A 13,934-nucleotide genomic window follows, 5' to 3' on the forward strand; every position below is an offset into this window, starting at 1 on the left:
CGTAACGCGCCTGCGACAGCAGTCTTCGGCCGCGCGCCTGTCAGCCATCCCGCAGAATGGATGGCGTAGGTGCGCCCGGCGACGTCGGGCGCGGACGTCGACGCGGCCCGCTGGTCCGCTCCGTCCGTGCCCCCGCGTAAGGGGGCGCACTCGTGAGACGGCGTAGGAGAGAAGCGATACCTGTGAGCGCAGCGACAACGCGAAGCCGTACCCAGCGCACCCCGCGCACCCCCGACCGCCTCTGCGCCGAGGCGGTCGGATTCGCCCGCGCGGCGGCCGAGGAGGCCGCGGCGCCGGGTGTGGTCGGTGAGCATGTCGAGGTCGTCGTCGAGGGCGACCGCGTGGTCACGCACCTCTTCGAGTGCAAGGAGCCGGGGTACCGCGGCTGGCGCTGGGCGGTGACGGTGGCCCGCGCGTCCCGCGCGAAGGTCGTCACGCTCGACGAGACGGTCCTGCTGCCCGGCCCGGACGCCCTCCTCGCCCCCGAGTGGGTGCCGTGGAGCGAGCGGCTGCGCCCCGGCGACATGGGCCCCGGCGACCTGCTGCCCACGGACGCCGACGACCTGCGCCTGGAGCCCGGCTTCACCGGCGAGGACGCGCCGCCGCCGAACTCCGTCCTGTCCGAGGAGCTGGCCGAGCGCGTCGAGGCCGAGGACGCCGAGGTCACCGACGGCGCCCCCGCCGAGATCGCGCCGACGCCCGCGCGCGGCTCCCTCGCGGCGGTCGCCGAGGAGCTGGGCATGCGCCGGGCCCGGGTCCTGTCGCGGTACGGGCTGCACACGGCGGCCGACCGCTGGGACGAGGGGTACGGGGCGAAGACGCCGATGGCGCAGGCGGCGCCCGCGTCCTGCGTGAGCTGCGGCTTCCTGGTGCCGATCGGCGGCTCCCTGGGGCAGGCCTTCGGTGTCTGCGCGAACGAGTTCGGTCCGGCGGACGGCCACGTGGTGTCCCTGTCGTACGGCTGCGGGGGGCACTCCGAAGCGGCCGTCATGCCGAAGCCGCCGCGTCCGGCGCCGCCGGTCCTGGACGAGACGAAGCTCGATCCGCTTCCCCTGCACCCCGCCGCCGACACGGGCTCGGTTACCCCGCCGGATGCGACCGAGGACTTGGGCCACTCCTGAACTCCCCCAAGGGGGCGCGCCTGCCCCTGGGGCCTGCCCCCTCCCACCCGCCCGCCCGTGACCGTCCCCCGAGAGGTGGACGCCCCCCGTGGGGGTTGCGCGCCGTCGGCGACTGCCGCTGTGTGGTGGGCGGGGTTTTCCCACCCGCCCGCCCGTGACCGTCTCCCGAGAGGTGGACGCCCCCCGTGGGGGTTGCGCGCCGTTGGCGGCTGCGGCTGTGTGGTGGGTGGTGCTTTCCCACCCGCCCGCCCGTGGCTGTCTCTCGAGAGGTGGAGGCCCCTGGCGGGGGTTGCGCGCCGTTGGCGGCTGCGGCTGGGTGAGGGCGCGGAGCGTCTTCGCCCTGCCCCTCGCTGATGCGCGCCCGATGGGTGCCTCTCGCGAACCGCATTCCCCGGCACCCGCACCCGCCGACGGCGCGCAACCCCTACGGGGGACGTCCACGTCGCGACTAGGCGGTCACGGGTGGGCGGGTGGGAGAGGCACTGCCCGCGCAGCGGCAGTCGCCGACGGTGCGTGACCCCCACGAGGGGCGTCGCCCCGCCACGAGGCGGTTACGGGTGGGCGGGTGGGAAAGGCACTGCCCGCGCAGCGGCAGTCGCCGACGGTGCGTAACCCCCACGAGGGGCGTCGCCCCGCCACGAGGCGGGCACGGGCGGGCGGGTGGGAAAGGCACCCCCCACCCGCCCGCAGTCGGCGGCGGGCGGGTGGGAGAACAAACCCCCACGAGGGGCGCTCACGCCAGGGGCACGGACCGCGCGGGCGCCGCGTCGCGATAACGTCACGCCCAGAGCAACCCCAGCAACCCCAGAGCGACACCACCCCACCCCCCCATCAGGCCCCCGGCCAGATGGGGCCCCCGGCCAGAGGGAGCGCGACCACCGTGAGCAAGACCGTGCGGCCCGCGGACGAGGGCACGGACCCCTTCGGGACCGCCCGCCTGCGCCGCTCCGTCCTGGACTCCTGGGCGGCGAGCCCCTCCCGGTTCCGGGAGGACGCCAACGCCGAGGAGGACCTGGCGCTCGGCGGCTACCGCGACCGCCTGGTCGTCGAGCTGGCGCAGAACGCGTCGGACGCCGCCGCCCGCGCGGGCGTACCGGGCCGTCTCGCCCTCACCCTCCAGGACGGGGTCCTCGCCGCGGCGAACACCGGCGCCCCGCTGGACGCGACGGGCGTGGAGTCGCTGTCGACGCTGCGCGCGTCCGCGAAGCGGGAGGGGCAGACGCGGGCCACGGGCCGCTTCGGCGTCGGCTTCGCCGCGGTGCTCGCGGTGTCGGACGAGCCCGCCGTGGTGGGCCGCACCGGCGGTGTCCGCTGGTCCCTGGCGGAGGCCCGCGACCTCGCGGCGGAGACCGCCCGGTTCAGCCCGGGCCTGGGTGACGAGATGCGCCGCCGCGACGGCCACGTCCCCCTGCTGAGGCTGCCGCTGGCCGCCGCGGGCACCGCCCCGGACGGCTACGACACGGTCGTCATCCTGCCGCTGCGCGACGCCGCGGCCGAGGACCTCGTGGCCCGCCTCCTCGACGGCGTCGACGACGCGCTGCTGCTCGCCCTGCCGGGCCTGACGGAGGTGTCCGTACGCACCCCGGACGGCGCGACCCGCGTCCTGCGCCGCACCCCGGGCACGCCGGAGGCCCCGTACACGACCATCGAGGACACCCGCGACGGCACCACGCGCTGGCGCACCGTCACCCACGAGGGCCCCCTGGAGCCGGAGCTGCTCGCGGACCGCCCGGTGGAGGAGCGGCTGCGCCCCTACTGGCAGCTGACGTGGGCCGTGCCCGTGGACGCCGACGGCGCGCCGCGGGCGCCGCGCACCAGCGCCGTCGTGCACGCGCCGACCCCGAGCGACGAACCCCTTGGCGTGCCCGCGCTGCTCATCGGCACGTTCCCGCTGGACACCAGCCGCCGTCACGCCGCGCCGGGCCCGCTCACGGACTTCCTGGTGGCGCGCGCGGCGGACGCGTACGCCGAACTCCTCGCCGGATGGCGGCCGGTGACCGACGGGATCATCGGGCTCGTGCCGGGGCCGCTCGGGCAGAGCGCGCTCGACGGGGCGCTGCGGCAGGCGATCCTGGAGCGGCTGCCGCGCACGGAGTTCCTGCCGCCCGCGCTCCCGCGCACCGACCCCGACGAGCCGGTCGCGCTGCGGCCCCGGGACGCGGAGGTCGTGGAGAGTGCGGGCGCCGACACGGTGCGGGTGCTCGCGGAGGTCATGCCGAGCCTGCTTCCGGCGGGCCTGGAGCGGCGGAGCGAGCTGCGCACGCTCGGCGTGGCGCGGGTGCCGCTGACGGAGGCCGTCGACCGGCTCGCGGGCCTGGAGCGGGAGCCCGCCTGGTGGCGGCGGCTGTACGACACGCTCGCGGGCGTCGACCCGGAGCGCCTGTCGGGCCTGCCGGTGCCGCTCGCCGACGGGCGTACGACGATCGGGCCGCGCCAGGTCCTGCTGCCCGCGCCCGGCGACGGTCCGGACCCGGTGACGCTGGCCCGGCTCGGCCTGAAGGTGGCGCACGCGGACGCCGCGCACCCGCTCCTGGAGAAGCTGGGCGCGCTGCCCGCGACGCCCCGCGCGGTCCTGACGACGCCGCAGGTGCGGGCGGCCGTCGCCGCGTCCCTGGACGACGACGCCTGGTACGACGACGACTTCGGCGACGGCGGCGCCCTGGGCGCCGACGAGCTGGTGGACGTCGTCCTCACGCTGGTGCGGGACGCGGACCTCGCGCCGGGCGACGAGCCGTGGCTGGGGGCGCTGGCGCTGCCCGACGAGGACGGCGAGGCGGCGCCCGCCGGTGAACTGGTCCTGCCCGGCAGCGCGTTCGCGCAGGTCATGCGGGAGGGTGAGCTGGCGTTCGTGGACGCGGAGCTGGCCGAGCGGTGGGGCGAGCAGCCGCTGGCCGCGTGCGGGGTGCTGGCGTCCTTCACCCTCGTACGGGCCACGGACGTCGTCCTGGACCCCGACGAACTGGAGCCCCGCGACGGGGACTTCGCCGAGCCCGACGACGCGGGCCTGCTCGACGCGGTCGACGTGTGGTGCGAGGACGTCCTGGACCGGCTGCCCGACGCGCCGGTGCCGCCGGTGGCGACGGAACTCGTCGCCGTACGCGATCTGGACCTCGTCGACGACGACCGCTGGCCGCAGGCGCTCGCGCTGCTGTCGCGGCCGCCGCTGCGGGACGCGCTCACGCAGCCGGTGCGGGTGCTGCTGCCGGACGGTACGACGGAGTCGGTGCGGCCGTACACGGCGTGGTGGCTGCGCGGGCACCCGGTCCTGGACGGCCGCCGCCCGGCGGGCCTGCGGGCGGCGGGCGGCGATCCGCTCCTTGAGGGCCTGTACGACGAGGCCGACGCGACCGGCTTCGACGACGAGGAGGTGCTGCGGGCGCTCGGCGTGCGGACGTCCGTGAGCGCGCTGCTCGCCGAGCCCGGGGGAGCGGCCGAACTGCTCGACCGGCTCGCGGACCCGGCGCGGACCGTGTCCCCGCCCAGCTGCACGCCCTGTACGGGGCGCTCGCCGACCTCGACCCGGAGCAGGTGACGCTGCCCGACGAGGTGCGGGTGGTGCTCGGGGGCCCAGGCGGGGAGGACGGCGAGACGATGTGCGTGGACACCGGGGACGCCGTGGTCGCGGACGTGCCCGATCTGCTGCCGCTGGCGGCGGGGCTGCCGCTGCTGCCGGTGGCGCCGTCGCGGGCCGGGGACCTCGCGGAGCTGTTCCAGGCGGAGCGGCTGAGCGCGTTCGTCCGGGCGGAGGTCGACCCGGAGTCCGGGGTGGAGCGGGAGGTTCCGGAGTCCGTGCGGGTGCTGCTGGGTCCCGCGACCCCGGCGACGTACCGGGAGCACGAGGAGATCGTCGTGGACGGCGTCGACCTGGAGTGGCGCCGCACCCCCGACGGCACGGTGCACGCGGCGACCCTGGAGGGCGTGGCGGCGGGCCTGGCGTGGGCGGCGCGGCAGTGGCCGCGGCGCTTCGAGGTGGCGGCGCTCCTTGAGGATCCGTCGCGGACGGCGGAGCTGGCGCGGGACCGGTGGTTCGACTAGCCCCGCGCGGCGCCTTCCCGCCCTGCACGCCGTCTTCACCGGACCTACAACCTTTGGCCATGGATGTGGGTCTGATCTGCGGGTCAAGAGACTCCTAGATCACTTGGGCCTCACGTGACGGCTTGGGCACCGTGAGGCCCCTTCTCCACCTGGGGAAACGCAATGCGCATCCGTACCACCGTGGCCGTCGTCTCCGGCGCGGTCGCCCTGTCCGCCCTCGTCGCCCCGGCGGCGCAGGCGGCCGACCCCGAGTTCCCGCTGCGGAACGCCCAGCGCGGCGACACCAAGATCACCAAGGTGGTGGTCAACGGCGGTAAGGACATCGTGGTCGGCACCACCGCCAAGAAGAAGGTCACCCTCGCGGTCACCGCGACCGACCCCAAGGGCATCGATGGCGCCGGGGGCCTGCTGTGGCACGGCACGCGGTTCACCGAGGGGCAGCTCGACGGGGTGCTGGCGCCGGTCGCCGACGAGACGTGCGAGAAGCTCAGCGCCTCCACGTCGACCTGCACGGTGGCCATCACCGTGAACCCGAGGGCGGCCTGGGAGAACAACGGCCTCGGCAACCACATGGCGGGCAGCGGCTGGAAGGTCCTGGCGGCCGCGGGCGGCAAGGACGACGACTACGTCGTCCGCGTGGCGTACAAGACCGGCATCACCCTCAAGCGCGCCGCCAGGCTCACCGTCAACGCGACGCCCGAGCCGGTGAGGAAGGGCAGGACCCTCACCGTGTCCGGCGCGCTGACCCGCGCCAACTGGGACACGAAGAAGTACGCGGGCTACACCGGGCAGCCGGTGAAGCTCCAGTTCAAGAAGAAGGGCGCGAGCGCCTACACCACCGTCAAGACGGTGAAGTCGGACGCCCGCGGCAACCTGAGGACCACCGTGAAGGCATCCGCCGACGGCACCTTCCGGTACGTCTTCGCGGGCACGTCGACGACCCCGGCGGTGACGTCCCAGGGCGACGCCGTGGACGTGCGCTAGCGGGAGCCCCCCCGCAGGGCCCCCGCGTCGCCTCGAACCGCCGCGCTACGCGGGGAAGCGGCGGTCGATCCAGCGGAAGGCGACCTCCGTCGCCGCCGCGGCGACCGCCGCGATCGCGACCGCCGCCCACGGCATCGTCGTACCGACCAGCTTCAGGGCGAAGAAGTCCTGGAGGTAGGGGATGGTCAGGACGAGCAGGAAGCCGAGGCCCATCGCGGCGACCAGGGCGATCCGCCACCACGTGTAGGGGCGGGCGATGATCGCCAGGACCCACAGGGAGACCAGGAACAGGGTCAGGGTCGCCGCGCTGGTCTCGGCCTCGCGGGCGCCGTCGCCCACGTAGTGGTGGCGGGCGAGGAGATACGTCGCGAAGGTGGACAGCGCCGCGATGATGCCGCCCGGCAGGGCGTAGCGCATGACCCTGCGGACGAAGTGGGGTTTGGCCCGCTCCTTGTTGGGGGCCAGGGCCAGGAAGAAGGCGGGGACGCCGATCGTCAGGGTGGACAGCAGCGTCAGATGGCGCGGCAGGAACAGGTACTCCACCTGGGAGCAGACCACCAGCAGCGCGATGACGACCGAGTAGACGGTCTTGACCAGGAACAGCGTCGCCACGCGCGTGATGTTGCCGATGACGCGGCGGCCCTCGGCGACCACCGACGGCAGCGTGGCGAAGCTGTTGTTGAGCAGGACGATCTGGGCGACGGCCCGGGTGGCCTCCGAGCCGGAGCCCATGCTCACGCCGATGTCGGCGTCCTTCAGGGCGAGGACGTCGTTGACGCCGTCGCCGGTCATGGCGACCGTGTGGCCCTTGGACTGGAGCGCGCCGACCATGTCCCGCTTCTGCTGCGGGGTGACGCGGCCGAAGACGGTGTGGGCGTCGAGGGCGTCGGCCATCTCGGCCCGGTCGGTGGGGAGCTGCCGGGCGTCCACCGTGTTCTCGGCGCCGGGCAGGCCCAGTTTGCCCGCGACGGCGCCGACGGACACCGCGTTGTCGCCGGAGATCACCTTGGCCTGGACGTTCTGCTCCTCGAAATACCGCAGGGTTTCGGCGGCGTCGGGGCGCAGCCGCTGTTCGAGGACGACGAGGGCGGTGGGGCGGGCGCCGTCCGCGACGTCGGGGGCGTCGAGGTCGCCCGCCGCGCGTGCGAGCAGCAGTACGCGCAGGCCCTGGTGGTTGAGGTGCTCGATCTCCTCCAGCGCCGGGTCACCGGCGGGAAGCAGCACGTCGGGCGCGCCGAGCAGCCAGGTCGAGCTGTCGCCGTCGCCCTCGCTGAAGCGCGCGCCGCTGTACTTGCGGGCGGAGGAAAACGGCAGCGACTCCGTGCAGCGCCACTCCTCGCTGTCGGGGTAGGCGTCGATGATGGCCTGGAGCGAGGCGTTCGGCCGCGGGTCGGACTCGCCGAGCGCGCCGAGGACCTTGCGTACGTACGCCTCGTCGGAGCCGTTCAGCGGGCGCAGCTCGGTGACGTCCATGCCGCCCTCGGTGAGGGTGCCCGTCTTGTCGAGGCAGACGGTGTCGACGCGGGCGAGGCCCTCGATGGCGGGGAGTTCCTGCACCAGGCACTGCTTGCGGCCGAGCCGGATGACGCCGATCGCGAAGGCCACGGAGGTGAGCAGCACCAGGCCCTCGGGGATCATCGGGACGATGCCGCCGACGGTGTAGGCGATGGACTCCTTGAAGTTGTCGTCCTTGACGACGAGCTGGGAGATGATCAGGCCGATGGAGGTCGGGATCATCAGCCAGGTCACGTACTTGAGGATCGTGGAGATGCCCGAGCGCAGCTCGGAGTGGACGAGGGTGAAGCGGCTCGCCTCCTCGGCGAGCTGGGCGGCGTAGGCCTCGCGGCCGACCTTGGTGGCGGTGAACGCGCCGCCGCCCGCGACCACGAACGAGCCCGACATCAGCTTGTCGCCGGGCTTCTTCAGGACGGGGTCGGCCTCGCCGGTGAGCAGGGACTCGTCGACTTCGAGGCCGTCGGCCTCGACGGTCTCGCCGTCGACCACGATCTTGTCGCCGGGCCCGAGTTCCACCAGGTCGCCGAGGACGATCTCGGAGGTGGAGATCTCGGCGGCGACGCCGTCGCGCCGCACCGTCGGCTTGGCCTCGCCGATGACGGCGAGCCCGTCGAGGGTCTTCTTGGCGCGCAGCTCCTGGATGATGCCGATGCCGGTGTTCGCGACGATCACGAAGCCGAAGAGGCTGTCCTGGATCGGCGCGACGAACAGCATGATCACCCAGAGCACGCCGATGATCGCGTTGAACCGCGTGAAGACGTTGCCCCGGACGATCTCGGTGGTGGAGCGGCTGCTGCGGACCGGTACGTCGTTGACCTCGCCGCGGGCGACCCGCTCGGCGACCTCCGCCGCCGTGAGCCCCGTGGCACGACCCGTGGGCGGCGCCACCGGGTGGACCGGGTCCAGCTCGGCGCCCGCGTCGATATGCGTCATGCAGTCGACGGTAAAACGCCCGGGGCGCTGTCACCCCTCGAATGTCCGGAAGATCCGACCCTGGTAGGACAGGGTTTGCCCTCAGGTCGCATGCCGTACTGCGGGGGTACGAGGTGAGGCTGCGCGTGACCGGAGCGTACGCGGCGCGTGGTGCGCCCCGAAGGGGCGCGGGCCTGTGTCGACAAACGGCTCCGCCGTGGGGGCGCGCCCGGCCACGACGACAGCCGCGGCCGAACGACGCCATGGTCCGGCACCCCCAGCAGCGGAGCCCCTACGCGGCCTTCTCGGCTCGCTCCGCGCCAGCGGCGCGGGTCGCGGCGGCGCGCTTGATCGCCGCGTCGCGCTTGCGGACGTACCAGACGCCGATCAGGCCGAGGCCGCCGCCCGCGAGGCAGGTCCACACCCACCAGGTGGAGCCGCGGTCGTCGAACCAGCCGTAGAACGGCAGCTGGACCAGGAAGAGGACGAACCAGAGGATCGTGCCGCCCGTGATGGTGGCGACGACGGGCCCTTCCAGGGGCTCGGGCGCCTCGTGCTTGGGTGTCCACTTCGCCATGCGCACCAGCTTAGACGGGCCGTGTCCCGGCCCCCGCCGCGCTCCCGCACCCCTTGGGCCCCAAGGCTCTACGCGCGGAGATAGTCATTTCAGCCTTATGCATTCATACTGAAACCGCTTCTGAATGGCCGATTGCTTTCGTACGAAGACACAAGATCGTGCAAGCTCGGCCCTATCCCGTTCAACAGAGGTCATGAGGTCTCGCATGTCCCCCTCGGCCACCGCCCCGGTCGACGCCACACCGCCCGACGCCCCGCGGGGCGGCCTGGACGGATTCTTCAAGATCACGGAGCGGGGCTCCACCGTGGTCAGGGAGGTCCGCGGCGGCTTCGCCACCTTCTTCGCGATGGCCTACATCATCGTGCTGAACCCGATCATCCTCGGCAGCGCGAAGGACATGTACGGCCATCAGCTCGACAACAAGCAGCTGGTCACCGCCACCGTCCTGACGGCGGCGTTCACCACGCTGCTCATGGGCGTCATCGGCAACGTGCCGATCGCGCTCGCCGCCGGGCTCGGCGTGAACACCGTGGTCGCCCTCCAGCTCGCGCCGCGCATGTCCTGGCCGGACGCCATGGGCATGGTGGTGCTCGCGGGCTTCGTCGTGATGCTGCTGGTGGCGACCGGCCTGCGGGAGCGGGTGATGAGCGCGGTGCCGCTCGGCCTGCGCAAGGGCATCGCGATCGGCATCGGCCTGTTCATCATGCTGATCGGCCTCGTCGACGCGGGCTTCGTCTCGCGCATCCCGGACGCCGCCCACACCACCGTGCCGCTCCAGCTCGGCGGCGACGGCCACCTTAACGGCTGGCCGGTGCTCGTCTTCGTCCTCGGCGTCCTGCTCACCCTGGTGCTCCTGGTGCGCAAGGTGCCCGGCGCGATCCTGCTGTCCATCGTGGCCATGACCGTCCTCGCCATGGTCATCCACGCGGCGGCGGATGTGCCCTCCTGGGGCCTGACCACGCCCGAGTGGCCCGGCAACCCGGTCTCGACGCCTGATTTCGGCCTCATCGGCGAGATCAGCCTGTTCGGCGGCTTCGAGAAGGTCGGCGTCCTCACCGGCGTGCTCTTCGTCTTCACCGTGCTGCTGTCGTGCTTCTTCGACGCGATGGGCACGATCATGGGCGTCGGCGACGAGGCCCACCTGACCGACGACAAGGGCAACTTCCCCGGCATCAACAAGGTCCTGTTCGTCGACGGCATCGCCGTCGCCGCGGGCGGCGCCTCCTCCTCGTCGGCCACCACCTGCTTCGTGGAGTCCACCGCGGGCGTCGGCGAGGGCGCCCGCACCGGCCTCGCCAACGTGGTCACCGGTGCCCTGTTCTCCGTCGCCCTGTTCCTGACGCCGCTCGCCACGATGGTGCCCTCGCAGGCGGCGACGCCCGCGCTGCTCGCGGTCGGCTTCCTGATCCTGTCCGGCTCGGTCAGGGAGATCGACTGGAGCGACTACACGATCGCGATCCCGGCGTTCGTGACGATGCTGATGATGCCGTTCACGTACTCGATCACCAACGGCATCGGCATGGGCTTCGTCACCTTCACCGTGCTGCGGGTCGCGGCCGGGCGGGCCCGCGAGGTGCCGATCGCGATGTACGCGGTCTCGGCGGTCTTCGTCTTCTACTACCTGATGCCCGCGCTCGGCCTGACCTAGGCCGCCGCGGCGGCGGAGCCAGGCGTGACCCGGCAGGCCCGGGTCATGCCGCTCCGTAGAACTTCTCCGTCTTCTCCACGGACGTCTTGAACCGTTCGTCGAAGTCGTCCCTGATGAGCGTCCGGACCACATAGTCCTGGACGCTCATTCCCCTTTTGGCGGCATGCTGCCGGAGCCGGTCGAACAGCTCTTCGTCTATCCGCACGCTGAGCACTGTCGATCCCATGCGTGCCAGGGTCGCCGCCCCCCGCCGGACGATGCGCCGGTTTCCGATTCCAGCTCACTCGTTCGGGTGGTTCGCGGGTTCTGTCCGCCGCGCCGTGGGCAGATCGTGCCTTGTCCCGGGCGGGCCGTGCGGCTGCACGTGCATACGCGGTGGTACTTAGCCTGGGTAATGAGTTACGCTAAAGACCATGCCGGACCTCTCCCATGGCGACGACGCCGCCGCCGTGAACTCGTTGCGCTCCGCCGTGATGCGCCTGTCCCGTCGGCTCAAGCACCAGAGGGTCGACGAGTCGCTCAGCCCGACAGAGATGTCGGTGCTCGGCACCCTCGCCCGCTGCGGCAGTGCCACACCGGGCGAGCTAGCCCGCAAGGAGCACGTGCAGCCGCCGTCGATGACCCGCATCGTGGCGCTCCTCGAAGCCAAGGGCCTGGTCAGGCTCGAACCGCACCCCGACGACCGCCGCCAGAAGGTGGTCACCCAGACCGAGCAGGCCGAGGCGATGCTGGAGGAGAGCCGCCGCAAGCGGAACGCCTGGCTGGCGAGACTCGCCGAGGAACTGGACGACGACGAGTGGGCGAGGCTCCGCGCCGCGGCACCCGTCCTGGAGAAGCTCGCGCACCTCTGACCGACCGCGGGCCCCCTCGGGGGCCCGCCGCACGTGGCCCCCAAGGAGGCGAACCCCTTTGAGTACGGGATCCGGAGCAGACTCCGCCCCCGCACCAACCACCCTCGACAAGACGATCCACCCCTCGAAGAACTCCATGTTCAGCTCGCTGAGGATCCGGAACTACCGGCTCTTCGCGACCGGCGCCGTCGTGTCCAACACGGGCACCTGGATGGCCCGCATCACCCAGGACTGGCTGGTCCTCAGCCTCACCGGCTCCTCCGCGGCCGTGGGCATCACGACCGCGATGCAGTTCCTGCCCATGCTGCTCTTCGGCCTGTACGGCGGCGTCATCGCCGACCGCTTCGCCAAGCGCAGCCTGCTGTTCTGCACCCAGGGCGCGATGGGCCTGGGCGGCCTGTTCCTGGCCGCGATGACCCTCTCGGGCCACGTCCAGGTCTGGCACGTCTACGTCACGGCGTTCTTCACCGGCCTGGTCACCGTCGTCGACAACCCGACCCGGCAGTCCTTCGTGTCGGAGATGGTCGGCCCCGACCAGGTGCGCAACGCCGTCAGCCTGAACTCGGCCAACTTCCAGTCCGCCCGGCTCATCGGCCCGGCGGTCGCGGGCGTGGTCACCGCGGCGGTCGGCCCCGGCTGGGCCTTCCTCGCCAACGGCCTGTCGTTCCTCGCGCCGCTGACCTGCCTGGCGCTGATGCGCACCAGCGAGCTGACCCACTCCCCGCTGGCGCCCCGCCGCGGCAAGGGCCAGCTCCGTGAGGGCCTGGGCTATGTCCGCGCCCACCCCGAGCTGATCTGGCCGATCGTGCTCATCGGGTTCATCGGCACGTTCGGCTTCAACTTCCCGATCTGGCTGAGCGCGTACGCCGACGACGTCTTCCACGGCGGCTCCGGCCTGTACGCGGCGTTCACCACGCTGATGGCCGCGGGCTCACTCATCGGCGCGCTGCTGTCCGCCCGGCGCCGCTCCGCGCGGCTGCGGATGCTCGCGGGCGCGGCGGGCCTGTTCGGCGTGCTCCTGGTCGCGGTGGCCGCGGTGCCGAACGCGTACGTCTTCGCGGCGCTGCTCGTCCCGGTCGGCGCGATCGGCCTGACTGTGAACGTCACCGCCAACTCGTCGGTGCAGATGGCCACCGACCCCGAGATGCGGGGCCGGGTGATGAGCCTGTTCATGATGGTCTTCGTCGGCGGTACGCCGCTCGGCGGGCCCCTGTTCGGCTGGCTCGCCGACACCTACGGCGTCCGGGTCAGCTTCGCGCTCGGCGGCCTGGTCGTCGCCGTCGCGTCCGCCGCCGTCGGCCTGATGCTGGCGCGGGCCGCGAACCTGCGGCTCCAGGTGGACCTCAGGCGCGGGCACCAGCACGTGCGGTTCGTGCCCCGCGAGCGGGTGCTCACGCCCGCGGCGTGACACTCTCCGCATGAGACTGTTCACCGCGGTGCTGCCCCCCGAGTCGGCGGCGGCCGAGCTGGCCCGCTCCGTCGACCGGGTACGGGCCCTGCCGGGCGCCGACCGGCTGCGCTGGACCGACCGGGCGGGCTGGCACCTCACCCTCGCCTTCCTGGGCGAGGTCCCCGACGAAATGCTGCCCGCGCTGTACGAGTGCCTGGAGCGGGCGGCGCGGCGCACCGCGCCCTTCCCGCTGGCCCTCCACGGCGGCGGGCGCTTCGGCGACCGGGCCCTGTGGGCGGGGGCGGCCGGGGACGTGGCCGCGCTGCGGACGCTGGCACGGCGGGCGGAGGCGGCGGCGCGCGAGGCCGGGGTGGTGCTGCGGGAGGAGCGGGCGTACCGGGCGCACCTCACGCTGGCGCGGGGGCGGGGGGAGGTCGATCTGCGGCCGTTCGCCGCCGGGCTCGCCGCGTTCGCGGGCGAGGAGTGGGGGGTGGACCGGATGGTGCTGGTCCGCAGCCACCTGGGCGCCGGGGCGCGACCGCGCTACGAGCCGCTCCACGCCTGGCCCCTCGCGGGGGGCGCCCGAGGCTAGGGGGCGGCCCCCCTGGCACCCCCGCCCTATCTGTCGCTTGCTCGCCGTCGTCGGCTTTCCGTGATCCGCCGCTACCGCGGCGGATTTCTCCGCCCGCCCGCCCCTTTTAGGGGCGGGCGGGCGGGGAACAAGCCTGTCCGGCGTTTGAGGACGAGCCGCGGAGCGGCAATGAGGGCGGGGGTGCCAGGGGGCGGCGCCCCATGGTTTCGGGGAAGGGGCGGGTCTGGGGCGCCCCGCGAGGGCTGCTGGACCTGCCGTTAGGCTCGTGGCGTGGACCCGAAGACCAGGAACCGGATCATGGCCGGTGTG

Annotated in this window: 9 protein-coding genes and 1 pseudogene; 7 read left to right on the forward strand and 3 right to left on the reverse strand. The window is 73.3% G+C overall.

Annotated features, from left to right (window positions below; all coding sequences use genetic code 11):
- Positions 1 to 182: 182 nt before the first annotated feature.
- The 3 genes and pseudogenes from ACOBQU_RS21375 (at position 183) to ACOBQU_RS21385 (ending at position 6,140) form a co-directional block, all read left to right on the forward strand.
- Positions 183 to 1,121 (forward strand): DUF3027 domain-containing protein, encoded by a 939-nt coding sequence (locus ACOBQU_RS21375; RefSeq protein WP_423628923.1) that lies wholly within the window; start codon positions 183 to 185, stop codon positions 1,119 to 1,121.
- 880 nt (positions 1,122 to 2,001) lie between these two features.
- A pseudogene (locus ACOBQU_RS21380) lies at positions 2,002 to 5,156 on the forward strand (sacsin N-terminal ATP-binding-like domain-containing protein).
- 162 nt (positions 5,157 to 5,318) lie between these two features.
- Positions 5,319 to 6,140, forward strand: a complete 822-nt coding sequence (locus ACOBQU_RS21385; RefSeq protein WP_423628924.1) for a calcium-binding protein — start codon at positions 5,319 to 5,321, stop codon at positions 6,138 to 6,140.
- A 45-nt stretch (positions 6,141 to 6,185) separates the two neighbouring features.
- On the opposite strand, the gene ACOBQU_RS21390 is transcribed toward ACOBQU_RS21385, so the two are convergent.
- Both ACOBQU_RS21390 and ACOBQU_RS21395 read right to left on the reverse strand, forming a co-directional pair.
- Complete coding sequence (locus ACOBQU_RS21390; RefSeq protein WP_423628925.1) at positions 6,186 to 8,588, reverse strand: HAD-IC family P-type ATPase; 2,403 nt, start codon at positions 8,586 to 8,588, stop codon at positions 6,186 to 6,188.
- Positions 8,589 to 8,859: 271 nt separating this feature from the next.
- Positions 8,860 to 9,144: a DUF2530 domain-containing protein gene (locus ACOBQU_RS21395; protein WP_423628926.1), complete on the reverse strand. Its 285-nt coding sequence runs from the start codon at positions 9,142 to 9,144 to the stop codon at positions 8,860 to 8,862.
- 205 nt (positions 9,145 to 9,349) lie between these two features.
- Between ACOBQU_RS21395 and ACOBQU_RS21400 the strand changes: the two genes are divergently transcribed.
- Entirely contained in the window at positions 9,350 to 10,792 is a 1,443-nt protein-coding gene (locus ACOBQU_RS21400) for an NCS2 family permease (RefSeq protein ID WP_423628927.1), read from the forward strand.
- Between the two features lie 43 nt (positions 10,793 to 10,835).
- Here the strand turns inward: ACOBQU_RS21400 and ACOBQU_RS21405 are convergent, their stop codons facing one another.
- A complete protein-coding gene (locus tag ACOBQU_RS21405; RefSeq protein ID WP_423628928.1) occupies positions 10,836 to 11,018 on the reverse strand; it encodes a ribbon-helix-helix protein, CopG family in 183 nt (60 codons plus the stop codon).
- Positions 11,019 to 11,205: 187 nt separating this feature from the next.
- Between ACOBQU_RS21405 and ACOBQU_RS21410 the strand changes: the two genes are divergently transcribed.
- Genes ACOBQU_RS21410 through thpR form a run of 3 tightly spaced genes read left to right on the forward strand, consistent with a single transcriptional unit; the run spans position 11,206 to position 13,625 of the window.
- A complete protein-coding gene (locus ACOBQU_RS21410; RefSeq protein WP_423628929.1) occupies positions 11,206 to 11,643 on the forward strand; it encodes a MarR family winged helix-turn-helix transcriptional regulator in 438 nt (145 codons plus the stop codon).
- Between the two features lie 58 nt (positions 11,644 to 11,701).
- A complete protein-coding gene (locus ACOBQU_RS21415; RefSeq protein ID WP_423628930.1) occupies positions 11,702 to 13,051 on the forward strand; it encodes an MFS transporter in 1,350 nt (449 codons plus the stop codon).
- A 10-nt stretch (positions 13,052 to 13,061) separates the two neighbouring features.
- Positions 13,062 to 13,625, forward strand: coding sequence for an RNA 2',3'-cyclic phosphodiesterase (thpR, locus tag ACOBQU_RS21420; RefSeq protein ID WP_423628931.1), 564 nt, complete (start codon positions 13,062 to 13,064; stop codon positions 13,623 to 13,625).
- Positions 13,626 to 13,934: the final 309 nt, after the last annotated feature.

Origin of the sequence: Streptomyces sp. G45 (assembly GCF_049542095.1) — a bacterium.
Classification (GTDB): Bacteria; Actinomycetota; Actinomycetes; order Streptomycetales; family Streptomycetaceae; genus Streptomyces.

Excerpts from the sequence above, each read along its gene's own strand:
- ACOBQU_RS21405 (WP_423628928.1), bottom strand. The coding sequence starts at position 11,018 with ATGGGATCGACAGTGCTCAGCGTGCGGATAGACGAAGAGCTGTTCGAC.
- ACOBQU_RS21385 (WP_423628924.1), top strand. The coding sequence starts at position 5,319 with ATGCGCATCCGTACCACCGTGGCCGTCGTCTCCGGCGCGGTCGCCCTG.
- ACOBQU_RS21410 (WP_423628929.1), top strand. The coding sequence starts at position 11,206 with ATGCCGGACCTCTCCCATGGCGACGACGCCGCCGCCGTGAACTCGTTG.
- ACOBQU_RS21390 (WP_423628925.1), bottom strand. The coding sequence starts at position 8,588 with ATGACGCATATCGACGCGGGCGCCGAGCTGGACCCGGTCCACCCGGTG.
- thpR (WP_423628931.1), top strand. The coding sequence starts at position 13,062 with ATGAGACTGTTCACCGCGGTGCTGCCCCCCGAGTCGGCGGCGGCCGAG.
- ACOBQU_RS21400 (WP_423628927.1), top strand. The coding sequence starts at position 9,350 with ATGTCCCCCTCGGCCACCGCCCCGGTCGACGCCACACCGCCCGACGCC.
- ACOBQU_RS21395 (WP_423628926.1), bottom strand. The coding sequence starts at position 9,144 with ATGGCGAAGTGGACACCCAAGCACGAGGCGCCCGAGCCCCTGGAAGGG.